We start from the raw sequence: 23913 nt of genomic DNA on the forward strand, positions 1-23913 counted from the left end.
TTCATTATTATTGATATATATTCTAATTTAATACCATTCAAACATTAAATCTTTCCTGCTTTTAAAATCTTCAAAACAGAATTCCATCATACCATAATTTTTTGCCAATTCTCTTCCTAATTTCCTGTGCCAAAATTTATCTGATTCTTTGCAATCTAATTGTATGCTTCGTTTTGCTATCTTTCTTATGACTATAGTTTCAACGTCATTATAAGCGTCACCATTTACACCACCGTTAGCAATCATTGTTATTGCACCATTTATTTCTTTATACTTTTTCATTAAATCTAAATTTGGGTCTACATTAAGTAATGATAAATTGTGTCTTCTTTTTATAAATTTTTTATCTGCCATTTTTATTCCCCATTCATTTATATTTATCCAAAGTATAATTATATCATATTTCTCAATTTTTTACATTTAATATTTTAATATTCCTAACTCATAATTCTTATTACTTTTTCTCTACTATTACCTTTAATACCCTAATTTCAAGATTCCATTTTTTTAATATTTTATATTGATATAAAATACTAATTACGCTTAATACTAATATTAATAAAACGATTAACATCATATTGTTTCCCCTCTTTGTTGCACATTATTCTCAATAACTGAACCATCTCTTTGTAATGCGACGCAAAACCACCGTAAAATTCATTCTGAATAATACGGTGGTTTTAATAATTATTCGTTTTTCAGTTGTTGTAACGCTAAATACGAATATTGTTCATCAATCATAGCTAGTAAAAATCTTCGTATATATTTTTGAATATATAATTTTAGATAAGAGATTACAATCTGCATGATTTAATCGATAATAATATTTATTTATTTATTTGTTTTTAATCTTGGAAATAATTTCAATGCATTGTCATAATAAATACTGTGGCGTTGTTTTTCATTTAGCAAATTTGTTTTATCCAATGATGTGGCCAAAAAAGCGCAACCATGCTCAGGTGTGTATGGGTAGTCACTGCCGTATAGCAAATGATCAACATCAACAATTTGCATTAGATTGGCTAATTGTCTGGGCAGACAAACTCCAGAAACATCATAATATAAAGATTTTAAAGCGCCATATATATCTATATGACCGCTTTCTATTTGTTCTCCGAATGATGAAGGAACCATTTGGAGAGCGGGGGCAATTCTATCGGCAAGTATCGTTAGAAAGGCACCAGCATGAGGAATAACAAATTTGATATTAGGGAAATGATTTAATGTTCCTTTTAATATCATATTGATTACAGTGCGGGTTGTATCGAAGAAAAATTCCATCATAGGAACAGGCAATCCTTCCACGACATTTTCAGGGAGGCTACTAGGCTTATTCGGATGCAGAACTACTACTGATTTATATCTATTTAATTCTTCGAATATCAGGTCTAAGCATGTGTTTCCCAGATAAATTCCCTGTGTGTTAGTAGGCAAAGCAAAACCATCGACATGAAGGATATCTTTTGCATATTGAATTTCTTCTATGCTGTCTTCTATATTAGGCAATGGTAAAGAAGCCAGTAAACCAAATCGGTTAGGATATCTCTTCACAAGTTCCGCACCATCTTCGTTAGCCTTTCGTGCTAAATCCCTAGCGGCTTTTTTATCCCCAAAATTAATATGTGGTGACGATAAAGACAATATTGAAGTTGAAATACCCAAATGATCCATTACTTCTAAATGCGCTTCCGGATTCCACTCAGGAGTTGGAAATCCATCGGGATCCACCGAAATATTTAATAATGATTCCCTATAAGCTTGTGGCAAATAGTGTGCATGTACATCAATTTTAAAAAAATCTAATTTTCTTACATTATCCATAAAATTCTCCTTTTCAAGTTGTATTGCTCAACTTGTGACAATAGTCACCAAGAAGAGTTACAGATTGATTGGTCTAATAATCGTAGAAGCCTCCTGAGAAAGTAATTAATGTTCCACTCTATAAAGGTCTCTTATTTAGTTCAAATCTAAAGTGATTATTTAAGAAATCACTGAATAAATTCTGCTACCCATCTTGCCACTCAAATTTTCGGTAAAACAGCGTCAAAGATGCTCAGAATGCAGTAAGTTAAGTATTCGTGCGTTTTTTTCTCGCCAAACAAAAAACCGTTCTAGCAATCTGCACCCCTTTATTTAATCAGTGATTCCTTAAACGATTTGATTGAGAAAAATGTACAGTAGAAATAATTTAAATTATTTACTAAAAACTTCTCTCAATTTTTCACATATCAAATCAAGCGCATCCCGTGCTTCTTTCAGTGTTCTTTGCATATTGAAAAAGCCGTGAATAATTCCGTCATATCTCTTAAGGCATACATCAACACCAGCCTCTGATAAGTTCTTTGCATAATGCTCACCCTCATCTCTTAACGGATCATATTCTGATGTAATGATACATGCATCAGGAAGGTTTTTGAAATTTTCTGCAAGCAGTGGTGAAGCTAAAGGATTATTAGCTTCGCTTAAATCATTTAAATAATTTGGAACAAAATATTTATCATTTGCTTCTGTTGTCAGTCTGTACCCCTTTGCGTTTTCCACTCTGGATAAAGGCTTTGTTTTTCCAAGCAAATCAAACATGGTATTAACCTCTACCTGATAAGCAATTGAGAATTCTCTCCTATCTCTTGAAAGCTGAGCAGTTACCGCAGTAAGAGTTCCGCCTGCACTGTCACCGCCAACGGCAATTTTATCAGGCTGTATATTCAATTCTTTTGCATTTTCATATACCCATTTTACAACTTGATAACATTCTTCAACTGGCTCGGGAAATTTGTGCTCAGGAGCCAGACCGTAATCAATTGATATCACTATACAATTTACATTTTTTGTTATTTTACGGCATATAGAATCGTAAACTTCAATACTTCCCAAAATAAATCCGCCACCATGTATCCATATAAATACAGGGTGGATCCCTTCGGTTTTAGGGTTATATATTCTGATCGGAGTATCTCTTTTTGAAGTTCTAACGGTGCGATTAGTTACAGTTCCTACTTGAATTATATCACCTTTATAATCATCCCAACTTTTCCCATAATATTCTCTCAGTTGATCAATACTAAGTGAAGAATACATACTGTCGAAATCTGTTTCTAATAATTTGTTGAATATAGGATTTAATGGCATTGTTAATTCCCTCTTTCTAATATTTTATTATTAATTATTTTAAATTTTATTTACCTTTATTAATGTCACCTCCTTTATGTTCTGATAATTCATTAAAATCAGCATTCGCAGCTCTTTCTGCTATGCCTTGTAGCTCTTTAAAAACAATATTTTGAGTCTTCTCATTCATTCCACCTGTAAGTTAATTTCTTTTGTAATGCGATGTAAAAATGCCGTAAAATTCGTTTCCGAATAATACGTATTTCAGTTAATTTTTTTAACTATTTCAAATCTATTTTTTCAACATATTATCAGCAAATTTCTTAACTTCCTGAATATAAATTTCATCAGAAATAAAGTTTTGTTCCAATAACTTCTTTGTTCCCTCTGACAATCTCATATCGGTAACAATCTCTCTGCCTGCTTTTTCTAAGCCCTGCAGATACTTTGAAATTATAGGACGTAGTTCTTCTACTTTGTTGCTCAAAAGAGTGCCTTGCGAAGCATATATTTCACCTATCACTTCAGTACTCATGTTACGTGCCACTCTTCTCATCCAGTGTGAAATTACTTGAAAATGAGACCTTTCGGGATAACCACAGTTAGATATCATAATTAGTTTCGGAAATAAGTGTGTTGTTAAATGTCTACATTCTCCATCTTTATCCTTCTCCCAATAAGGACTAGCTTTCACCATTAACCTGTCCATAAATACATTTAACATACTGGAAATATTATCGAAATAGAGTGGAGTGGCCAGGATAAGAATATCCGCACCTTCCATTAATGAAATGATTTCAGCCATATCATCTTTAATGACGCAACGCTCTGAACTATTGAACCAACATGCCTTACAAGCTCTACAATGCTTAATCTCTTTTTCATCCAAGAAAATATTAACAGTTTCAGCACCTGCTGTTTGCGCTCCATTCAAGAATGCAGTTACCATTATATTAGTATTCCCAGCTTTACCTTTGTGACTTCCATTAATAGCTACAATTTTCATATTGAATACCTTCCTTTCTTGTATCTAACAAGTAATTATATCAAATAATTGCATTAATTTACAGTATGATAATTTAGCCAGATTTATGGTATAATATTCATAGAAAATATTAAATACTTTCATTTCCAAACACCGTATTATTCAATTATCAAAGAGCTATTAGTTGTGTTTTATATTTGAATAGTTACGACGAATTTTAATCAAAGGCTGCAGCACCTGGTTAATTTTTTCTCAACTTAGCTAACTTATAAATCCCATATCTGTATTAAAAGCATCATGTGCAGTATTCTGCAACTCTAGAGTGTTTTCATCTGTGATATCCTTAACTTTAATAACTACTTTTATAAATGCTTTGCAATCACCAGAACTATGTTCTGTATAGCAATCTATTATTTCAGCACATTCAGGTATGTTATCTACAGCTTTACAAATCATTTTTTTAACCTGTTCCTTATCCACCATTATCATTTCCTTTCTTTCGCAATTTTTTCTGATGCTACGGTTCCTGGTTAATCTATTTGAATTCCGAACTATTTTAATAATTTAACAAGCTCGCAATCTTTTTTATGTCCTTGTATATTTGCATTTCCACAGATAGGACAAAACTTATATATTGCACCACCTATGTTTGTAGTATTTTCTAAAAACTGTAACCTTTGAAGCATATCACGATATCTTAGGTTTGTTTCTACAAAGTCTTCTGGACTTAAATTAGTGTCTTCATATTCTCCAAGACGTTTAACAGCGTTGCTATAAGCATAAAAAGCATCATAATCATTAAATTCTTTTGGCTTATGTTTAAAGTTTTTTAAATCATATTTAAAACTTCCTATTGTCTTTTCAGTTAATCTATCCATAATTTTTTACCTCCAATATTTGAATTACTAAGTTAATTGTTTTAATTGTTCATCTATCTTAAATAATTTTTTATCACATTCATTACACCATGCGTATTTACTTGTATTTTTAAACTGTGCTTCTTCCCACATTTCCCCATTTTCAGCTACCTTCCCATCAAACCTAATATTATAATTACACGTGCCTGTATAGCTTTGTTTAATATAGTACTCTTCGCTTCCACAATAAGGACAACATTTTATATTTTTATCAATTTTCATATTGTCTCCTTTATAATTTATTGCGTTATATTTTCAGATCATTCAGCTCCTGGTTAATATCTTTGAATTACGTAGTACCGAAATACGCTTGTATTGACCCAGATGTTAATATTTCAAAACCTGACACTAAAATTGCATATAGTACGTATCCAGGTGGAATAACAGTAACTAATACGATTGCTATAGATACTTCATACCCTAATTTGTCAATTACCAGCCCTATAATTAATCCTACCAGTGAAATTATGATAAGTAATATCATCATAATAACTCCCCCCTGTTCCCTTCGATACTTATTTCAGCTCTCTCTATGTCTTCTCTAAGTTCTTCTGAAAGTCCATATGGTATATTAATTTTTTGCATTGATTTCACCGCACCTTCACTCTTTATTTTCAGGAGCCACTACAGCTCCTGTGCTATCTTTTTTATTATCTATGAGTTAAACCTTCGCAACGTGGGCATGCTTAAGCAAAATTTGAGTTTTATAATTTTATTCCATCTACCCCAAAGAGTAATATGCTTAAGTCTTGCATTGCATCCCTTACTTCTCTATTAACTGTTGATACACTGATCTCTAACTTCTCTGCAGCATCCTCATAAGTTGGTACTATATCATTATCAGTTTTATTAATAAAAAGGATTTCAAGTATCTTATATTTTCTTTTATTACTTTCTTCTGATTTGCAGATAAGTTTATAATAATTTAAAACTTTATTTATATGTTCAATCATTATTGAAGTTCTTATTTTAGTTCTACTTATAGCCTGTATATACTGCTCTTCATCATCAATGGATTCAATATCGTCCAACACATCAATAGCATTTTCCTGTTTAACTTTATCTGCAGAACTACTAGTCATTCTAATATGAACTGTTAGTCCTCTATAATTTTTAAGCAGTAACCTTGTATTTCTTAGTCTTCTGTCATATCTCTTTTTGGTTTTATAGTATTCTTGTTCTTTAATATACTTTATTCCTTCACGGACACCAATCTTTACAGCATCTCCATAGCTTATGCTTTTTTCCTCCATCTATCATCACTCCTATTTTAGCCTTTTGGCCTTAGTATTTATTTCCTACTATTTGCTAGATGTTATTTTCTATTTAAACCATTTTTTCAAATAATTTTCACTTACAATTTTCAATGTAAAAATAGGTTTTAAAATATGATTAAATAAAAAAACAATTACATAAATAATCAACTTGCACAGATGATTTATTAAATATATTAAAATTAATCCTATAATTACACCTGCAAAGAGTATACATACAAATAGGTGCCATACCTGAAATCCATTTTCTTCTATGGACCCAACTAGATCGTCATATACCTCACATTTATTATCTTTTATATCCATAACAATGCTTATATTTACACAAAAATAACATATTGCTACGACTACTCCAAATATAGGTGTTATATTCATGTCTGAATCCATTTATAAAACCCTCCATTAATCCATTTTTTCCTAAACATTTCGCCTTAATATTTTATTTTGTAATGAATTATACTCATCATCAAAAGGTATATTAGCCGCAGCCATTGCACTGTCTTTTGAACTTTTGGCAAGCATATTATCTTCTAAAACAGAATAATTATAACTCCGCTGTTCATAGTCATTAAAGGTTGTTTTTTTATAACTATTATTTTTATTGTCATCGTTTTTATATGTCCCTTCTAGTACCTTAACCATATTTTCCTCATTAATCAGCCAATCAAAGTTACAGGCTGTCCACTTTCCATTTCTACCGGAGAGAAAATCACTGACCTCCGCTCTAGAAAATAACTCCTCGAAGGTTTTAATATCTTTAAAAGTTTTAAACCTAGACTTTAGCATATCCTTTCGTTTTTGAGTAAGATGTGATACTTTGGGCATAGATTTACAAATATTGTTATACATATCCACAATATTTGTATCCTTCAATTTTTTAGGCATAGTTTCTCCTGGATCATCTAGGGCTTTCTCAGCTGATGCCTCAAACTCATCCACCTTATCCACAGAATCCTCCCGTTTTTCTACATTCTCAGTTTGACTATATATATCTTCTTCTTTTTTATTTTCATTTTCATTTTCATTTTGTCCACGTATCGTTGACGTATCGTATGACGTATCGTGGTACGTATCGTCATTTATTTTAGAACTATTTGGGAGCAATCCATACTTTTTAATCTCATCAGTGAAAACCTGTCTTATCTTTTCACTCTTGATCTTATCAAGCACATACAAAAGCAATGATTTATCTTCTACAAATGGGAACTCTGCCTTTATACAATCTTCAATAGGTTTACCACCCTTATTTAAGTTAATTTTCCCCCATTCGTTAAGTGCTATTTCTCTTGTTTTTTCATTATATTTTATTAGTTTGTGGTGTTCTTCAAACCTTGCCAACAAGCTATCAATTGTCTCAATTGAGTATCCTAGTTCCATAGCTATCATTTTTTTATATATTTTATATACCCCTATTTGGGTTGTGCTCGCATTTGTCATAAGGTATATATAAAATAATTTATCTTCAGGCGTAAATCCTTCACTCATGTCCTCCCAAAGTTCTTTATATATGTATCTATACTTAGCCATTTTTCAATACCTCCATATAATTTTCTAATATGATTATTAGTAATATTAATTGGTTAACTAAAATTTTCTTGCCTTATATTAGCTTAATTCGCCTTTATTTTCGCATATTATATTTAAGTTAACCTTTTATACTATAAAATTTAAAATGCGTTATAATTGATTTAAACGCCATTTAAATGCATTTTATTATTGACTAATTTCATCCGTTTTTCTACGCTTAAACTTCTATTAGTTAATATTTTCAAAAGAATTATTGTCATTCCACATTACTGTAAATTCATCATCAAATGCTTTTGCTATTTTAGAATCATGTATAATAACTAAATTTTCATCGTTGATTTTACTAGCTGCGCTGGTATAGTTGTATGAACCTGTAGTAACAATAGATCCATCCATCACTGTAACTTTCATGTGCATAAGTCCAGAATGAGTATTGATTTTTATTGGTATGTTGTTACTTTTCAGTAAAGTGAGAATTATCTTTTCTGATTTACAGGCAGCTTCCTTTTTATCCGTTATAATTTCAACTTTTACATTCCTTTTCTTAGCCTGTATGATAGCATTTGCTATAGCTCTATCTGTGAGACTATATATTGCAATATCAAGCGAATTTTTCGAGGAATCTATAACTTGAATTAAATGTTCTTCAGGATTTCCTTTGTTCTCTCTTGTAAAATAGTATTCAGTATTACTTGAACTTGTACTTGTACTATTTACAGGTTTAGTAGTTGCAATACTTTGGCTACAACCAGCAAAAATTAGACTTGTGAATACAACCAAACTAACTATTAACTTTCTGTTCATTATAGTAACAACTCCTTTTTTGATTTCCATCTCCAAATCAAAGCATAAAATTAGTTTTGAAATTTGTTTAGCATCGCATTAGCATCGCATTAGCAATCCCTTTAGCAATTCCTTTAGCTTCTTCAAGACAATTAGCATCTTCAATACTGCATAGCATTGCTAAAAAATTTTCATTTTGTCTCTTATAGATCTCTAGTTCTATTTTGTATGCTCTAAATTGTTCCTGACACTTTCTATGTTCGGATGCGCTCTCAAGTTTTATTTTGTGTATTTTTAGACTAATTAAGGTATTAAGATGAATATTTTTATCTTTTTCATTATCTAGTGGAATGATAGCTGCCAATGCTTTTATTTGACGATCTATCTTTCCCATGTCATTTTCTAAAATAACTTTTACCGCCATATCCATTCCTCCAGTTTACATTAAATGTTAATATGTCATTTTTACAAATTTTTCTCCGTTAATATGAAAATTTTCTACATCTACATTTTTAGGAGCTAACTCTTTTTTGAATTCTAGTTCTTTAAATATATTTATTTTTCTACATTGACCTATTTCACCAATAAATAGACTATTAGTGTTCAATTTATTTGCGCTTATTGTTTTAAATTTTGCCCGATATGACATTCCATGACCTGGTACACCTATATATACTCCTATGGCATCTAAGCTATTCAAAAATGACATACCCTCGCCTGTTGTTGGCATGTTCTGTTTATTTTTTTTATTATTCATATTTACACCATCCTCTAATTTATTTTTGTCTGTTTTTTATATTGCATGGTAAATTCATTAAATTGTGAGTCTAATCAAAAAGGTAGATATTTATCATTGGTTAATAATGCCAACTCATCATAACTATAGTGATTATCAACATTATTCATGTTAAAAGGGTATAACCATAAATTTTTTTTAGATTCGCAATGAAAACTTTTTTCAACAGAAATTTTATTTACTATATCCTTTAATTTCATTCTAAAACCTCACCTTCTTACTATGGAGCGATTCCTTTATCAATATCAGAAAACTCTTCATCCATGTTAATTCCCCAATCATCATAAAGCTTCGTTAAAGCCTGGACTAAGTACCACTGTTTATGTTCCGATTCACACTTAATTCCAGTTTCAAGAAGTTTACAAACTTCATCAATTACTTTTTTTGATTCATCCTCCTCTATCTCTTTTAACAGTTTTTCACCTTTATCTGCCATCAATTTAATTTTTTGAAATTCGATATAATTAACAGTAACTGTAGCATCTTCTAACATAAATTTACCTCCTGGCCTTTTGATACATCTCTTTGAATTACGTAACTAATTGTTAGATTTAAAATGCCTGCATCTTTTACAAATATATAATTCTATATCATATCCTTGAGGACAATGATTTTCTTTTAAATCAACATTCTTAATAGCTAAACATTCACCTATTGTATTATCGTTTTCTTTTATTTTTCCTCTTAGATTAACGGGTATCATATAATTCCACCATCCTTCATTTTAATGTTAAACTTGCAAAAACGAGTTCGGTACTCCTAAAAATTTTGCGGTACCCTTCACTTTTATGCATATTTATCTTTGTTATGAATCAAATTTTTGAACCTCTAAATAACTTTCCACTTTCCCAACCTGCTATATATTCATTGCCACAATCCTCATTTTTACAAATTAGCACTTCATCTTGTGTTGACATAGGAGATTCTACCGTTTTAAATGGGGTTTTCTCCATAGTCCCTGTATTGTTAATTTCATGATATACTTCTGTTGAGTGAGAAGTATAATATATCAAATTGCTTCCACATTCACATTAATTTCAATTTATGTAGCCCATGGACCAAACCTTATTTGAATTGTGAATCTAATAACCAGTTGTTGATATACAATATGGTTCTTTAGGTATCTCAATAAGTTTCATTGCCTGTCTGAATGATATAAGCTTTTCTACAACTTTACTGTCCTCACGACCTCGTCTTAAATATCCATCACCATTGATATCATTAATTTCATCATTGTCACCAAGTTCTTCTATGTCTTCTTTATTCTCTGTTGGACACCACATATAATCATTGTCTAAATTGCACTCTTCAGTATTTTCTAACATTTCCTCAAACGTTTCTGAACTATCCAAATGTTTTATAAACCAGATAATAAAATCTTCCTTTCCTAGTGGGCTTACATACCACTCACTATCGTTTGGTGCAAAAATTTTCAATTCATTTTCTCCATTCATGATAAATCCCTCCTTAATATTTATTGAACATTATTTTTATATTTTAATTGAATGACTTACTAAAGTATTTTAACTGTAAGCATATGCAATAAAAAAAATATAATTATATAATACATTTGAATTTTCCAATTTAAGCTCCAGTCGCTTTTTAAATAAATATCTCTTCCACTTGTTGTAATTTTTACATTTTTTAAGTTCATCTTAAATTTAATATAGTCATATACAATACTTATAATCATTAAAACTACAAGAATCAAAAATGGTGTAATTTTAGCACCCGATATGTAGATAAATGGAAATTTGAAATATATATTACCCATTTTTATATTTCTCCCTTTAATTATCCTTAATTGTTTGAAATACATATTGGCTTTTTATCTGTTCATAAGCCATTTTAAGACCTATTAAGTAGCCCTCAACTCTAGAAGGAATAACATCACCAGCCCTAAATATCCATTCAGCAACATCAGGATCATAGTTAGTTAATTCATCATACTTTTGCTGTACTTCGTAGCCCCATAAGCTTTTGCTTGAACATTCTCTACTTGCATTTATTAGTTTATAAAGCAGCGATATATACTCATTTATTTCTTCATCATGTTCATTCTCTTCGCCTAGGCTTGATTCCTTATTTCCATTAACATATTCTATTTCTTCTTTAAGTCTTGCAATGGCTGTATCGCTATCAAATGAATATTTATCTTCACTAAATGCTGATAACTTTCCATGAAAATATCCCACATTATAGCTTGCTATTGATTCTAAACTTGCCTTCTCTGTGAGTGAGAATATGGCTTCTCCCACATCTCCACTTATATATAGCTTGCAACCATCAAAAATATATCTTATATAATAAAAGATTGAATTTGGTTTACCCCAGCTTAAAATTGATACTCCATCGTTTAACTTTTCCAACACCGCTGTATGCCCCTTAAACCAATCTTCTCTAATTTGTTTTTCAATATCATTTTTATTCATATTAATTCCCCCTGATTATTGTTCGTGATTTCAACTTCTGTAGATCCTGCAGCTACATACTTATATTTATCCTATTTAACAATTGTTAGATTTGGCTTCTGCTTAGGTTCTTTATAATCTTCATGAAACTCATTAATGTAATAGTCGCAATTGCATTGCACCATTAATTCGCCTGTCTTGATGTCCCATTTGAGCCCATATATTCTTGTTACTCTTATTTCAGTATCAACATCATTTAACTGCCAATAATCGCACCACGTGTTTAATAGTGGAAAATCTTGATACATCTTAATCCTTATCCCAAAGTCCTTATTCCATATACATCCTTTTTCATCAGCTTTAAAAATCAAACACCCTGAAACATCATAAATTGATTTTTTACTAGTACATTCACCACCATGTCCAGTATTTCTTATGCAGTAAGCACATTGTAACTGGCTGGGTATTTCATTCATCAAATCACCTTACCTTCTAAAACATGTTTTATATTGCAATTCACAAATTTTTCAAATCTCTCTTTTGTTAAAATTTCATCTTTTTTATTAGTATCAAAAGAACCTAATATGTTATATATAGTAGACATACAAACTTGGTTTCTTTGCTCAATATTTAGCTTATCTAATTCCTTTATTAAACTCATTTAAATCCTTCTCCTATTTTCAGATTGTGCTAATCTTCAAATTCTTTGTACACTCTACAATGGTCAGTGAATATACATTCTTTTTCATATTTTTTTATAATACTTGTAACTTTAGTTATTTTATAAAAATACTCTGCAGATAACTAAGATTGTAAATGGATGTTATTTTATATATAAAACCAACATAGCCCCCTGCAGCTAACACCCAGTTTAAAATGCCATCGGAACTTGCAAGGTGAAAGCAGATATCTCCCGCATGCAGTGGAAAGAGTAACTCTTCTGGTTTTTCATTTAAAAGATCTACTATCATGTGTAGAGCATATCCAAGTCCAAACCAAATAACGAAACTTCCTGCAATTAGACCTACACCAAGATTCATCACAAAGAAACCAATCAAACTATGCATATACTTTCTATGTCCTGTGATTCTCCCAAGGACTATTGACCCAACTATTAGTAAAACACCCATTATTTTAAGCTGAGAAGGCATATCTTTGCCTACTAATGCCGATACATTGTAATGCATCTTTAGTGTTAATATAAGATATAATGCTGTTAGAATAACTCCTGCATAAATAGCATCTGTAAAAACATGTCCAGCTTTTGATACCTTCAAATCCGCATCTGTAGCATAAGATCCTATAATACAAAAACCTATTCCAACCAAAGCTGTCTTTATATCAACTTTAGGTACTAATAGAAAGGCTGCACCACAAATACCTACTGCAGCATGTGTCTTTCCAGTCATATTAATTCCTCCAATTCCTATTTTTTTTAATTTAGCCAAAATTATTGGCAATTACAGCAAACACTATTTTTCAGTATAATTTTTCACATTATTAATAACTAAATTTACAGTACCATCAGTATTAGGTACAACCTGAAATTTTTGTTTATCATTATAAGCATCTTCATCAATGGCCAGGTCAAAGTCATTATTGATTTTTAGCCTTACCTTTTGAAACTTTTTAGCTATATAATCTTTGTCAATTTCTACTTCTTCAGTAATGCCCCGCTCTTTTGAATATTTAATAAAATTTTCAGCTACTTCATTTTCAGAAAATAACTCTTGTGCCAATTCTTTTATGTCTATGCTATCTTCTTCTTTCAGTTTTTTCTTAATTGAAGTTCTAACAATTTCAGCTGCAGCTGCATTGTCTTTCAAATTGTCTCTTATCCATCTTTCCGTAGTGCTTAATAACTTCTTGGTACTGTCCCTTTCATTAGTAATTGATGTACACTGAAGAAAATTTTTCATGAAGTAATTAGCTTCATATTCCTCAGATGTTTTATTCTTGCCTTGCCTATCTATAACCATTAAATCAAATTTATTTTCTTCCCTTGTAGGTTTTATAAATGCACACTTTTGTATTCTTTGTGTTCCTGGTAATCCCCCAAATTGAGAAATTATATTTATTTCAATCTTACCTTCTACAAAGTCAATTGCATGAGTGTAATTTTTAGCATAATCAAGCTTTAGAATTGCAAACATCAACCCATATTCCGTTGATATAGATACACTAATTAGATCACATGAAGGGATTTCATTGTCGGACTTCATTAAGCAAAATAATTCTGTTGCTATATTTTTTGAAACTTCCACAATTCCTATTTCACCATTGAAGTATTTTTGAGTTATAACATTAACAGTATTTTGTTTATTATTGAAAACAGCGTACTTCAAATCCTCATCTTTAAGACATTTTTGTACATGTTTCAAAATATATTCATAAATTTCATCTACGAGTTTAAGTTCATAATCATTACACACAGGACCATTAGAATTACTGTCTAATATATTGATAACAGCTGCATTTATATTTACTTCATTTACATATTCCATCTTCATTCTCCCTAAAATCCACTTAAATTTTTTTTAAAATTCCATCTTGGTGCTACATATTTTTTTATTTCAACATTATTTTCTTCAAGAATCTTTTTTACCGTTCCAGATGCACACCCTATTCTTATTGCCACACCATTTAATGTTCCATATTTTTCATATAACTGTTTAATTTTTTCTACATCATATTGTTTTTTCATATCTACTCCCCCAAAACCTCATTAATTATTGTTATGTCACTATTTATATAACTATCAAATTCAGTAGGTTCATCTATGCTGCTTAAATCTGTTTTAATAGTCCTTAATGCTTTTTCAAGATTTTCAATGTAATTTTGTTGGATATTGATTGTTTTAGTTACAATAGTGTAATGTTCATCTAGTACAAGAGTTACTTCATCTTTTAATAGATCACAAGCTACAACCATTCCTATTTTTCCCTTTAATGTACCTTCAGTAAGGATTGCTTCTTTACCAGCTACAATAACCCTTAACATACTTAACCCCCCACACAATCATATTTTTATACCAGCAATTATCCTCATGTATTTAAACCAATTTCTACACCTATGTGTAGCTTTCATTTCATATTATTTTTTAAAATCTCATCTAGAACTTCCTCAAAGTTCACCTTTGGTATGTCATTTTTTATCTTCTCCGTATGTTTATTAAATACTCTTGTGTCCTCTAACACATATTTTTGGGTTTTGTTAATACTACGGATAGGCTCTACAAGATGCATCTAATCACCTACTTTTTCATCTATACTGCTGATAATTTCAATTACCATTGATCTTGGTATTGCGGTACTACTCTTTTTCTTATTATGTAAAAAATTAATACATAAGCATTCATCTCCAAGTCCATACGTATGTGTGATAGTTCCTTGGATAATCTCTTCTTTTGAATAATAGGCTTCTATATAATCTTCAACCCTAACCCTTTTGCCTATTCCTTCTTTATGCTTAGATTCAAAAGTAAAAATTACTTTATCCATATCTAATACTCTTATTTGTTTGTCCCATTTTATTTCTTCTAAACCCTTTTTGTTTACATATATTGTTTTAAATCCATCATCATTTTTTAGTTCAATACCTACACCACCACCACCATAATGAATAATCCTGTTTATATTATCTTTAGATTTATACTTATCAATAATAGTCTGCTGGGCTAATGTTATTTCATGATGAATGATGCATATTTTATCTTTATCTGTATCCAAAATAGTTTTTTCTGTGTCCAAAGCCTTCTTTTCTGTAACTTTTTTATATTTTTCCGTAAACACATCAAAAATCGATATTTGACCATCGAGAACCACATCTGAAAGCTCCTTAAGTTTATTGGCCATATTCTCACCTCACATGCTTTTTCTTTTACATGAATTTTTTCGATTTGAGCTCCTCAATATCTATTTAATGCCTGGGCTTCTTTAAGTAAATGTTATGGAAGAACTATTGAATTTATATACTTTAATGATTCACTGTAGTCTTTCCTACATATGTCATGATAATCAGTTACACAAAAGTGATCCTTTAGTGTTTTCCATAGGTGGCTATATATTTCTTTTCTCAGAGCAATACTTAAATAAGCATTGTTTTTTCCAGAACATAAGATTGCTACTCTGCTATCAATACGATTCTTTATTGTTTTAGCTTGTCCATCAGTTATTTTCATTGTTAATACTAAATTGGTTATTGCTATGGTTTTTAAATCAAGCATGCTAACTCCACCTCACTGTAACAATTTTTGTATCCATTGCTACACATCTTTGCTTGTACTACAAAAACTACTTTGTCCAATTCCAGAGACTTGGCAAGTACTTCTTCAGTTGTATTAAAATTATTATTAAGAATTAACTTATTTAATTCTTCTCTTAATTGCTCTAATTTTTCGTTATTCTTCATTTTCAGTTTCCTCCAATTATTAGATTTGACTCTAGTCCAATGAATAATAAAACATTTAATTAATTTGTATCTGAATGAACTGAAATCCTTTGTGTTTTCAATTTATATTTGCTCCTTTTTTTATTTGTTTATAATAAGATTTAGATTTAAATAAAGTGTTTAGTTCCTTGCTTTATAATCCTTGTTTATTTGATTTAATTTTTATGTTATTTTCCTTTTCCCCTAGTTCTCATATCAAATATCACGTTCATCTTGGGGTGATTTTCCATTAACAATATTAGCTAGAACTTCCGTATACTCCTTTTCTAATATTTCTCTGTTTTCATGAAATATTAATGCCACTTGATACATAATAAAACCTCATTTTGATTAATTAACTTTTTCTTTTATTTTTACTATAGCTTTAATCCCATACTCTTCAAAAATGATTTTTTCTATAACACGTGCAACACCTTTAAATGCTTTTTCTTCTTGTTCCTGCGTTATGTTTGGTCTAACTATAGCTACTGTAGGCATATTCACCACCTCATTAGATTTTATTTATTTTGTAGATTGTCCTATTCCTCATCTATTGAGTTTTTTAATTCTTTTTCTAGTTCATCAATAATTTCTTCGAAAATATCATTTGAATTCATCTTTCTGTGCCTCCTTATAAAAATAATCTGTATCTTTCCCATATAAGTCAGCTAGTGTTTTTATAGTTTTTGCTAGTGGATTTTCTGAAAGTCCTTTTTCAAGTCTCCAAATTGAAACTCTTGAAATTTTCGTTTTATCTACAACTTCATTAATATTTAATCCCATGTTTATCCTAGCCTGTCTTATTAGTTCCGAATCTATATTCATAATGTTACTCACCCCCTGATATATTTATATTATGTAACAATATGTTTCATAAATCAAATTGTAAAAATGCATCAAATAGCAGATATACTCAGTAATACATCATATTTCTACATTTTTCTTATTGTAACGTATGGTGTCATTTAATTTAAGAAAGCTATTGAAATGTTTCATAATGTTTCATATAATGTATACAAGGGCTATATCATTAGACTTGTATACATTAGGAGTTGATTAAATGTTCAGTACTAAATTAAAAGAATATAGAAACAGTTTAGGTTTTACACAAGAAGTCCTTGCTGAAAAGGCTGGAATATCAAGAGCTATTATAGGAATGATTGAATCTGGTCAAAGACCTCCATCTCAAAAGGTTGTAATGAAATTATCTGAGTATAGTAACAAAAGTATTGATTGGTGGTATGGTAAGGAAGATAAGGAAAAAGAGTGGGGAAATTTAAATGATCTCGATACTTTGCTAGATTATATGATTGAACAAAAACTAATTGATAAAAAAGGTGGCATGAATGATAAAACTAAGGCATATATACAAAAAATGTTAGATGCAGAAATAGACAAGAAGTTAAAGAAAAAATATCAATAGATTTTATAGAATAAAGGAGTAACCCGATGGACAAAATTTGTATATATTTAAGGAAGTCAAGAACAGATGAAGAACTAGAAAAAACTTTAGGTCAAGGAGAAACATTATACAAACACAGAAGAGCATTATTGAAATTTGCCAAAGAAAAAGATTTAAACATTATTGAAATTAAAGAAGAAATAATATCCGGAGAAAGTTTATTTTTTAGACCGAAGATGTTAGAACTATTAAAAGAAGTAGAAGCAAAGGCTTATAATGGTGTTCTCGTAATGGATATGCAGCGTTTAGGGCGTGGTGATATGCAAGACCAAGGATTAATACTAGAAACATTCAAGAGTTCAAATACAAAGATTATAACTCCACAAAAGACATATGATCTCAATAATGATTTTGATGAAGAATATAGCGAATTTGAGGCTTTTATGAGCAGAAAAGAATTGAAAATGATAAATAGGCGTATGCAAGGTGGAAGGATACGAAGTGTTGAAGAAGGTAATTATATTTCCCCTAACGCTCCATTTGGATATGACATTGATTTTATAGGTAAAATTAGAACTTTGAAGCCTAACTCTGAAGAATCTGAAATAGTAAAACTTATTTTTAAAATGTATTGTGAAGGCAATGGTTCCGGAGTAATCGCTAATTATTTAAATGAATTAGGATATAAAACCAAGTTTGGAAATGATTTCGAGAGGAGTTCTATAATCTTTATTTTAAAAAATCCTGTATACATAGGGAAAGTAACATGGAAAAAGAAAGAAATAAAAAAATCTAAAGATCCAAACAAAGTTAAGGATACCCGAACTAGAGATATTTCTGAATGGATAATTGCAGATGGAAAACATAAATCTATAATTGAAAATGATATTTTTCAGAAAGCACAAGAAATATTGAGAGGTAAATATCATATTCCTTACAAAATTACAAATGGAGCTGCAAACCCTTTGGCTGGAATTGTAATTTGTAGTGTATGTGGTAGTAAAATGGTTTTGAGAAAATATAAAGAAGGTCAACAGCCTCACTTGGTATGTACTAAAAAATGTGGAAACAAAAGTAGTAGATTTGATTATGTTGAAAATGCTATTGTTGAAGCATTGGATAATTATTTAAAAAATAAAGAAACTGATATTGGAAATGAACACCTCAACGTTGATGTTGATATATATACTAGACAAATTGAAATTTCAAATAAAGAACTTGCAACATTAAATTTGCAAAGGCTTAAATTGTTTGATTTACTTGAACAAGGTGTATATGACAACGTTACTTTCATAGAAAGGTCAAATAATATTACGAAACGTTCAGACAATGTTGAAAAAGGAATTGAAAAACTAAAATGTATAATTGAAAAACAAACTAAAAAATCCGCAAATAAATCAAATCTACAAATAAAAAAAATAATAGATAATTACAGGCTATCAAAAAGTATTATACAAAAAAACGAATTGCTAAAAAGTATACTATATAAAGTTGAATACAAAAAATCAAAGGAACAAAGTGGCAATGATTTTCATATCACACTATTTCCAAGGGTTTAAATGTACATCTAACATGTGGAAGGTTATTCATTCCCCTCTTTGTCAATACCTATTGGATCATTAAGATATACTTCACCTTTTGATTTTTTGTTATTTCTTATAAGCATTAGAATTTCATTTTCGATACATCTAGCTGCATAAGTTGCTAGTCTTGTGCCTTTTTTAAAATTATAGGAATCGATAGCTTTTATTAGACCCACAGTACCTATGGATATAAGATCATCAGAATCCTTACCTGAAAATGAATATTTTTTAACAATATGTGCTACTAGTCTTAGATTTCTCTCGATTAATATACTTTTTGCTAGTTTATCTCCGGCACTTAATTTTTCTAAGTAGTTCCTCTCTTCACTTTCAGTTAATGGTTTTGGAAATGAAGCACCATTTCCAACGTAAGCTGTTAAAAAAGTAATATTTCCAAACATATTTAATAAACAATATATTATAAACACAAAGATGCTCCCTCCCTTAGCGCTCAATAATATATTATGTGTATAATTTTAAAATGTGCATGTACTATTAACTATTTATTAAGTTCCTCAACTATCTTCTTAAATATTGGTGCAGCAGTTGTTCCTGCTTCTTGGCTATTTTGTATATCTGGTACAAGTATCACAGTAGAATAATATTTATTTTTAATTTTAAAAAATCCCACAAACCATGCATCCACATGACTTTCATCTTTATTTTCAACTCTTGTTGCAGTTCCTGTTTTTCCTCCTACATCATTGTTTGCAACATATGCTAGTCTTCCTGTTCCACTTTCATTGGAAACTACCTGCTCCATTTCTCCTTTTATAAAATTTGAAGTATCTGTATCTAATATTTTTTTTGAAGTTGTTTCTTGTTTGGAAATTAAATTATCATTATTATCCACATAGCCTTCTATGATAGTAGGTTTTACGTATATACCATTATTTATTACTGTATTGGGTAAACTCAATGCTTCAAGTGGTGTCATCCTGAATTTTTCACCTATAGACAAAAGGCTTAAATCACCAGTTGATAATGGATCCATGTTTAGGTTCCCATGCTGCTCATAATTAAGCCCTAAAACTTTGTCAAATAAGCCTTGCTCATTAGCATATTTATATATGCTATCATAACCTGTTTTATTGCCAATTTTCATAAATACTTCATTAGAAGACACAATGAATGCCTGTAGTAGATTATAATTCCCCTTTTCGCCACTCTCACTATATTTGCCATCATCATGAAATATCTCCGATGTATTTATAGCTTTGCTCTGTAATCCAGCTTCTTCAACTATTATTTTAAAAATTGAACCTGGGAAAAGGTAACCATCTTGTATTCCTGCATTTATATTACCTTTATATTTGTCCTTTTGCGTAAGCACTCTTATTTTTCCAGTATCACTTTCCATAACCACTGCACCAATCTGCTTATAATTCTTAAACTCATCATTATCTAAAATTTCATTCACCTTATCATTCATGTCCTGGTCAATTGTAAGCTTCACATTTGTTGTGCTTTTAAGTTTCTTATCATTAACATTTGTCAAATTACCATTATCATCACTTTGAAAATATTTTTCTGTATAACCATTTTTTAAAACCTTATTGTAGATTTGCATCTCTAAAGAATTACTGGCCTTGTCTTTGCCATTATTATCTTTGACATTGGTTAATGTATTACATATATCCGATGCTTCACTTCTATTTACTTTGTAATATATATAAGAGTAAACTCCATTAACTCCCTTTATTTTGTTGATTTTATCATAGGTTTGTTCATCAACTTTCCAATATATCTTGGAACTTTTATTTATTATGTCATCGTTAAATAAATCATAGTTACTATTATAGTTTTTCAAAGTATATGTAAGTGCTCTCAAATCATACATATTGGTATCACTATTATTTTTAAGAAATATATATGGATTAACCACAACATAATAATCAAAATCATATTTTAAAAGTTGTTTGCCACTAAAATCAATTATATCAAAATTTATATCAGAAGTTTTTTCTACTGATGTATTTTGAGAATTGTAAGTACTTAAAATTTGATCATTATCTTTGAAATCAATTAAATATATTTTGAAAATTAGTAAAGAAAATATTATTACACATGAAAACAAAATCATATAACATCTTTTTTTCCTTATATCCATAAAAAAAACACCTCACCATAGTCTTAATTCTAGACCAAGGTAAGATGTTTTATTCAATATTAGTATTATTATTTGTCTTCTCTGGAAAGTATCTGCCTTATATTAGCAGTAAGTATATCTATAGCAACAATATTTTTTCCACCTTCAGGTATAATTATATCTGCATAACGTTTTGATGGTTCGATAAACTGCAGATGCATTGGGCGCACTACATTTAGGTATTGATTGATTACGGAATCCATAGTTCTTCCTCTTTCATTCATATCCCTTATTAACCTTCTTATGATTCTAACATCTGCATCCGTATCAACATATATTTTTATATCTAAGAGTTCTCTAATTTTCGGTGAATCCAAGATCATTATACCTTCAAGTATAATAATTTCACAAGGCTGAATAACTACCTTTTCTTTTTTTCTATTATGAATAGAAAAATCATATATTGGTTTTTCTATAGATTTCCCCATAATAAGCTCTTTTAAATTAGATACCAAAAGTTCGGTATCAAAAGCATCAGGATGATCATAATTAGTTTTAATTCTTTCTTCAATAGGTAACTCACTTTGATCCTTATAATAAGAATCCTGTTCGATTACAGTAATACGTGTTTTGTCAAATTTTCTGAATATCTCACTTGCTATTGTTGTTTTTCCTGAACCCGTACCACCTGTTATACCAATTAGAATAGGACGCTTCATTACTTTGCCTCCTTACCTTTTATAAGCATTTCACCTTTTTCCAGTACAACATCTGTTGAAATAGAATATATCATTTGTGCAACTGGAGTTGATGGTATTTTTTCATAATTATCATTTTTTAAATCGGACAAAGCAATTATTATATTATCACCCTTAGGTTTTAAAACTTCAACTTTATCGCCTTCAAAAATCTTGTTTTTCTGTTTTATAATTGCTCTTCCACTTTTCGGATCATAGCTCTCAACAATTCCTACAATATCATAGTTTCTAATATATGAGGATGATTCATAATATTGTTTATTATCTTCTCCAAAATAAAATCCAGTAAAATATCTTCTATGACTTGGTTTAAGAAGATAGTCCATCCATTTACTGTTAAATGTATAATTCTTCGGATCCTCAAAATAGGAATCAACGGCTTCTCTATAGGCTTTTACTACTGAGGCAACATAATATGAGCTCTTCATTCTTCCTTCTATTTTGAAAGAGTTTATTCCTGATTCAAGAAGTTCTGGAATATGCTCTATCATACATAAATCCTTTGAATTCATAATGTATGTTCCCTTTTCATCTTCAATTATAGGGAAATACTCTTCAGGGCGTTTTTCTTCAACTAGATTGTACTTATACCTACAAGGTTGAGCACATTGGCCTCTATTTGAATCTCTACCTGTCATATAATTAGAAAGCAAACATCTTCCTGAATATGCCATACACATTGATCCATGAACAAAAGCTTCAAGCTCACAATCTTCTGGTAGATTTTTTCTAATTTCCCCTATCTCAATCAATGACAGCTCTCTGGCAAGAACAATTCTTTTTACCCCTTGTTTATACCAAAATATAGCTGATTTCCAATTTACATTATTTGCTTGAGTACTCAGATGTATTTCTAAATTAGGGACTACTTCTCTAGAAGTCATAATTATTCCTGGATCTGAAACTATTATTGCATCTACGTGTAAATCGTACAATTCTTTTAGATATTCTTCAAGGCCTATTACATCTTCATTATGAGGGAATACATTTAAGGTGACATATACTCTCTTTCCTCTTTCATGAGCATAAATTATACCATTTTTTAATTCTTCTACTTCAAAATTATCAGCAAATGCTCTTAAATTTAATTTACTTCCACCAAGGTAGACAGCATCTGCTCCAAAGTCTATTGCTGCTTTTAACTTTTCAAGATTTCCCGCTGGTGCAAGTATCTCAGGCTTGTTCATTAGTTGTACTCCTCCTTGTTGTTACTGCTATTCCATCCCCCATAGGTATCACAGAAGTAATAAACAACTTATTATCTGAAACAAGTTCCAAGTATTTTCTCATTCTTTTTACTATGGTAACTTTTCTTCTCTCTAGTAAGTCATTATTTGGAACCATTCCTCTAAATAAAACATTATCAGCAACAATTATTCCATCTTCATTCAAAAGCCTTAGACATTCTGGCAAAAAATGATTGTAGTGACCTTTTCCAGCATCCATAAATATCATATCAAACTTACCATTGAGAGATTTTAGCATTTCCAGGCATTCACCTGGTAAAACCTGAATCCGATCTTCATAACCGTATTTTTTAATATTACTCTTTGCAAGTTCAATCATTTTATCATCACGTTCAATTGTTGTGATCCTTGTAGTTTTTCCAGAATACATGCTCATCAAAATAGAAGAATAACCAATAGCTGTACCAAGCTCTAATATTTTAAGAGGTTTTTTTACCGTAACCATAAATTCTAGAAACTTTCCAGTTTCCTTTTGAACTATAGGAACAAAATTTTCTTCTGCATAGATTTTCATTTCTTCCAAAATATCTGATTCTTCAGTTATAAGTCCTTTTATATATTGTTCCATATAATCATAGGTAATTCCACTCATTAAAATCCTCCAA

At 30.1% G+C, this 23913-nt stretch carries 41 protein-coding genes and 1 pseudogene; 2 read left to right on the top strand and 40 right to left on the bottom strand.

Translation table 11 applies throughout. From position 1 onward, the window contains the following. Positions 1-27 precede the first annotated feature (27 nt). From BR66_RS0118745 to BR66_RS0118925, 35 genes are all read right to left on the bottom strand, one after another. Positions 28-354, bottom strand: coding sequence for a hypothetical protein (locus BR66_RS0118745; RefSeq protein ID WP_026884281.1), 327 nt, complete (start codon positions 352-354; stop codon positions 28-30). A 100-nt stretch (positions 355-454) separates the two neighbouring features. Beyond that, the gene (locus tag BR66_RS26680) at positions 455-577 is read right to left on the bottom strand and encodes a hypothetical protein (RefSeq protein ID WP_278246825.1); all 123 of its coding nucleotides are present in this window, start codon (positions 575-577) and stop codon (positions 455-457) included. Between the two features lie 254 nt (positions 578-831). Then, a complete protein-coding gene (locus tag BR66_RS0118755; RefSeq protein WP_026884282.1) occupies positions 832-1821 on the bottom strand; it encodes an amidohydrolase family protein in 990 nt (329 codons plus the stop codon). Positions 1822-2193: 372 nt separating this feature from the next. Then, complete coding sequence (locus tag BR66_RS0118760) at positions 2194-3129, bottom strand: alpha/beta hydrolase (protein WP_026884283.1); 936 nt, start codon at positions 3127-3129, stop codon at positions 2194-2196. Between the two features lie 46 nt (positions 3130-3175). After that, positions 3176-3298: a hypothetical protein gene (locus BR66_RS26685; protein ID WP_278246826.1), complete on the bottom strand. Its 123-nt coding sequence runs from the start codon at positions 3296-3298 to the stop codon at positions 3176-3178. 102 nt (positions 3299-3400) lie between these two features. Next, complete coding sequence (locus BR66_RS0118770; protein ID WP_026884284.1) at positions 3401-4114, bottom strand: flavodoxin family protein; 714 nt, start codon at positions 4112-4114, stop codon at positions 3401-3403. Between the two features lie 240 nt (positions 4115-4354). Continuing rightward, positions 4355-4576, bottom strand: a complete 222-nt coding sequence (locus tag BR66_RS0118775) for a hypothetical protein (protein ID WP_026884285.1) — start codon at positions 4574-4576, stop codon at positions 4355-4357. Positions 4577-4644: 68 nt separating this feature from the next. Further along, entirely contained in the window at positions 4645-4971 is a 327-nt protein-coding gene (locus BR66_RS0118780; protein ID WP_026884286.1) for a hypothetical protein, read from the bottom strand. Positions 4972-4998: 27 nt separating this feature from the next. Then, positions 4999-5232, bottom strand: coding sequence for a hypothetical protein (locus BR66_RS0118785; RefSeq protein WP_026884287.1), 234 nt, complete (start codon positions 5230-5232; stop codon positions 4999-5001). A 67-nt stretch (positions 5233-5299) separates the two neighbouring features. Further along, a complete protein-coding gene (locus BR66_RS0118790; RefSeq protein WP_026884288.1) occupies positions 5300-5497 on the bottom strand; it encodes a hypothetical protein in 198 nt (65 codons plus the stop codon). A gap of 217 nt (positions 5498-5714) precedes the next feature. Then, a complete protein-coding gene (locus BR66_RS0118800; protein ID WP_026884289.1) occupies positions 5715-6263 on the bottom strand; it encodes a hypothetical protein in 549 nt (182 codons plus the stop codon). A 69-nt stretch (positions 6264-6332) separates the two neighbouring features. Then, entirely contained in the window at positions 6333-6671 is a 339-nt protein-coding gene (locus BR66_RS0118805; RefSeq protein WP_026884290.1) for a hypothetical protein, read from the bottom strand. 30 nt (positions 6672-6701) lie between these two features. Continuing rightward, complete coding sequence (locus tag BR66_RS24970) at positions 6702-7811, bottom strand: hypothetical protein (protein WP_051624310.1); 1110 nt, start codon at positions 7809-7811, stop codon at positions 6702-6704. 228 nt (positions 7812-8039) lie between these two features. Next, complete coding sequence (locus BR66_RS0118815) at positions 8040-8615, bottom strand: phospholipase D family nuclease (protein ID WP_026884291.1); 576 nt, start codon at positions 8613-8615, stop codon at positions 8040-8042. A 67-nt stretch (positions 8616-8682) separates the two neighbouring features. Further along, the gene (locus tag BR66_RS0118820) at positions 8683-9018 is read right to left on the bottom strand and encodes a hypothetical protein (protein WP_026884292.1); all 336 of its coding nucleotides are present in this window, start codon (positions 9016-9018) and stop codon (positions 8683-8685) included. A 27-nt stretch (positions 9019-9045) separates the two neighbouring features. Then, a complete protein-coding gene (locus tag BR66_RS24290; RefSeq protein WP_035796633.1) occupies positions 9046-9351 on the bottom strand; it encodes a hypothetical protein in 306 nt (101 codons plus the stop codon). A gap of 74 nt (positions 9352-9425) precedes the next feature. Beyond that, a complete protein-coding gene (locus BR66_RS25835) occupies positions 9426-9590 on the bottom strand; it encodes a hypothetical protein (protein WP_156946328.1) in 165 nt (54 codons plus the stop codon). 20 nt (positions 9591-9610) lie between these two features. Beyond that, the gene (locus tag BR66_RS0118835; protein ID WP_026884293.1) at positions 9611-9883 is read right to left on the bottom strand and encodes a hypothetical protein; all 273 of its coding nucleotides are present in this window, start codon (positions 9881-9883) and stop codon (positions 9611-9613) included. 45 nt (positions 9884-9928) lie between these two features. Further along, complete coding sequence (locus BR66_RS25840; RefSeq protein WP_156946329.1) at positions 9929-10093, bottom strand: hypothetical protein; 165 nt, start codon at positions 10091-10093, stop codon at positions 9929-9931. A gap of 109 nt (positions 10094-10202) precedes the next feature. Continuing rightward, the gene (locus BR66_RS0118845; RefSeq protein ID WP_026884294.1) at positions 10203-10403 is read right to left on the bottom strand and encodes a hypothetical protein; all 201 of its coding nucleotides are present in this window, start codon (positions 10401-10403) and stop codon (positions 10203-10205) included. 69 nt (positions 10404-10472) lie between these two features. Further along, the gene (locus tag BR66_RS24295; RefSeq protein WP_051624311.1) at positions 10473-10844 is read right to left on the bottom strand and encodes a hypothetical protein; all 372 of its coding nucleotides are present in this window, start codon (positions 10842-10844) and stop codon (positions 10473-10475) included. Positions 10845-10903: 59 nt separating this feature from the next. Further along, positions 10904-11164, bottom strand: coding sequence for a hypothetical protein (locus tag BR66_RS0118855; RefSeq protein WP_026884295.1), 261 nt, complete (start codon positions 11162-11164; stop codon positions 10904-10906). Between the two features lie 16 nt (positions 11165-11180). Then, positions 11181-11822: a hypothetical protein gene (locus tag BR66_RS0118860; protein WP_026884296.1), complete on the bottom strand. Its 642-nt coding sequence runs from the start codon at positions 11820-11822 to the stop codon at positions 11181-11183. A 71-nt stretch (positions 11823-11893) separates the two neighbouring features. Then, positions 11894-12277, bottom strand: coding sequence for a hypothetical protein (locus tag BR66_RS0118865; RefSeq protein ID WP_026884297.1), 384 nt, complete (start codon positions 12275-12277; stop codon positions 11894-11896). Beyond that, complete coding sequence (locus BR66_RS0118870; protein WP_026884298.1) at positions 12277-12462, bottom strand: hypothetical protein; 186 nt, start codon at positions 12460-12462, stop codon at positions 12277-12279. The genes BR66_RS0118865 and BR66_RS0118870 overlap by 1 nt, the downstream gene beginning before the upstream one ends. Positions 12463-12577: 115 nt before the next feature. Next, entirely contained in the window at positions 12578-13210 is a 633-nt protein-coding gene (locus BR66_RS0118875) for a metal-dependent hydrolase (protein WP_026884299.1), read from the bottom strand. A gap of 63 nt (positions 13211-13273) precedes the next feature. Beyond that, positions 13274-14305, bottom strand: a complete 1032-nt coding sequence (locus BR66_RS0118880; RefSeq protein WP_026884300.1) for a nucleoid-associated protein — start codon at positions 14303-14305, stop codon at positions 13274-13276. Positions 14306-14316: 11 nt separating this feature from the next. Continuing rightward, complete coding sequence (locus tag BR66_RS0118885; protein WP_026884301.1) at positions 14317-14505, bottom strand: hypothetical protein; 189 nt, start codon at positions 14503-14505, stop codon at positions 14317-14319. Between the two features lie 2 nt (positions 14506-14507). Continuing rightward, entirely contained in the window at positions 14508-14801 is a 294-nt protein-coding gene (locus BR66_RS0118890) for a hypothetical protein (RefSeq protein ID WP_026884302.1), read from the bottom strand. Positions 14802-14884: 83 nt separating this feature from the next. Continuing rightward, the gene (locus BR66_RS25845) at positions 14885-15046 is read right to left on the bottom strand and encodes a hypothetical protein (RefSeq protein WP_156946330.1); all 162 of its coding nucleotides are present in this window, start codon (positions 15044-15046) and stop codon (positions 14885-14887) included. Further along, entirely contained in the window at positions 15047-15655 is a 609-nt protein-coding gene (locus BR66_RS24975) for a hypothetical protein (RefSeq protein ID WP_051624312.1), read from the bottom strand. Between the two features lie 92 nt (positions 15656-15747). Further along, entirely contained in the window at positions 15748-16026 is a 279-nt protein-coding gene (locus BR66_RS0118905) for an ORF6C domain-containing protein (RefSeq protein WP_026884303.1), read from the bottom strand. Further along, positions 16014-16211 (bottom strand): aspartyl-phosphate phosphatase Spo0E family protein, encoded by a 198-nt coding sequence (locus BR66_RS0118910; RefSeq protein ID WP_026884304.1) that lies wholly within the window; start codon positions 16209-16211, stop codon positions 16014-16016. The genes BR66_RS0118905 and BR66_RS0118910 overlap by 13 nt, the downstream gene beginning before the upstream one ends. 369 nt (positions 16212-16580) lie before the next feature. After that, on the bottom strand, positions 16581-16727 hold the full coding sequence (locus BR66_RS25850; protein ID WP_156946331.1) for a hypothetical protein: 147 nt from the start codon (positions 16725-16727) through the stop codon (positions 16581-16583). 105 nt (positions 16728-16832) lie between these two features. After that, positions 16833-17054 carry a helix-turn-helix domain-containing protein gene (locus BR66_RS0118925; protein WP_035796634.1) on the bottom strand — a complete coding sequence of 74 codons (222 nt, stop codon included), beginning with the start codon at positions 17052-17054 and terminating at the stop codon, positions 16833-16835. Between the two features lie 235 nt (positions 17055-17289). Between BR66_RS0118925 and BR66_RS0118930 the strand changes: the two genes are divergently transcribed. Together BR66_RS0118930 and BR66_RS0118935 are read left to right on the top strand one after the other, a co-directional pair. After that, on the top strand, positions 17290-17652 hold the full coding sequence (locus BR66_RS0118930) for a helix-turn-helix domain-containing protein (protein WP_026884306.1): 363 nt from the start codon (positions 17290-17292) through the stop codon (positions 17650-17652). Between the two features lie 26 nt (positions 17653-17678). Continuing rightward, positions 17679-19190, top strand: a complete 1512-nt coding sequence (locus tag BR66_RS0118935; protein ID WP_026884307.1) for a recombinase family protein — start codon at positions 17679-17681, stop codon at positions 19188-19190. A 26-nt stretch (positions 19191-19216) separates the two neighbouring features. Here the strand turns inward: BR66_RS0118935 and BR66_RS24305 are convergent. The 5 genes and pseudogenes from BR66_RS24305 to BR66_RS0118960 form a co-directional block, all read right to left on the bottom strand. Next, positions 19217-19642 (bottom strand): annotated as a pseudogene (locus tag BR66_RS24305) (sigma-70 family RNA polymerase sigma factor); the annotation flags it as partial. 71 nt (positions 19643-19713) lie between these two features. After that, positions 19714-21324: a penicillin-binding transpeptidase domain-containing protein gene (locus BR66_RS0118945; RefSeq protein ID WP_026884308.1), complete on the bottom strand. Its 1611-nt coding sequence runs from the start codon at positions 21322-21324 to the stop codon at positions 19714-19716. Between the two features lie 68 nt (positions 21325-21392). Then, on the bottom strand, positions 21393-22022 hold the full coding sequence (udk, locus tag BR66_RS0118950; protein ID WP_026884309.1) for a uridine kinase: 630 nt from the start codon (positions 22020-22022) through the stop codon (positions 21393-21395). Then, on the bottom strand, positions 22022-23248 hold the full coding sequence (locus tag BR66_RS0118955) for a peptidase U32 family protein (protein ID WP_026884310.1): 1227 nt from the start codon (positions 23246-23248) through the stop codon (positions 22022-22024). Before BR66_RS0118955 ends, udk begins: the two co-directional genes overlap by 1 nt. Continuing rightward, complete coding sequence (locus BR66_RS0118960; protein ID WP_026884311.1) at positions 23235-23900, bottom strand: O-methyltransferase; 666 nt, start codon at positions 23898-23900, stop codon at positions 23235-23237. Before BR66_RS0118960 ends, BR66_RS0118955 begins: the two co-directional genes overlap by 14 nt. Between the last annotated feature and the right edge of the window lie 13 nt (positions 23901-23913).

The sequence above is a fragment of the Clostridium akagii DSM 12554 genome, assembly GCF_000686725.1.
In the GTDB taxonomy this organism is placed as follows: Bacteria; Bacillota; Clostridia; order Clostridiales; family Clostridiaceae; genus Clostridium_I; species Clostridium_I akagii.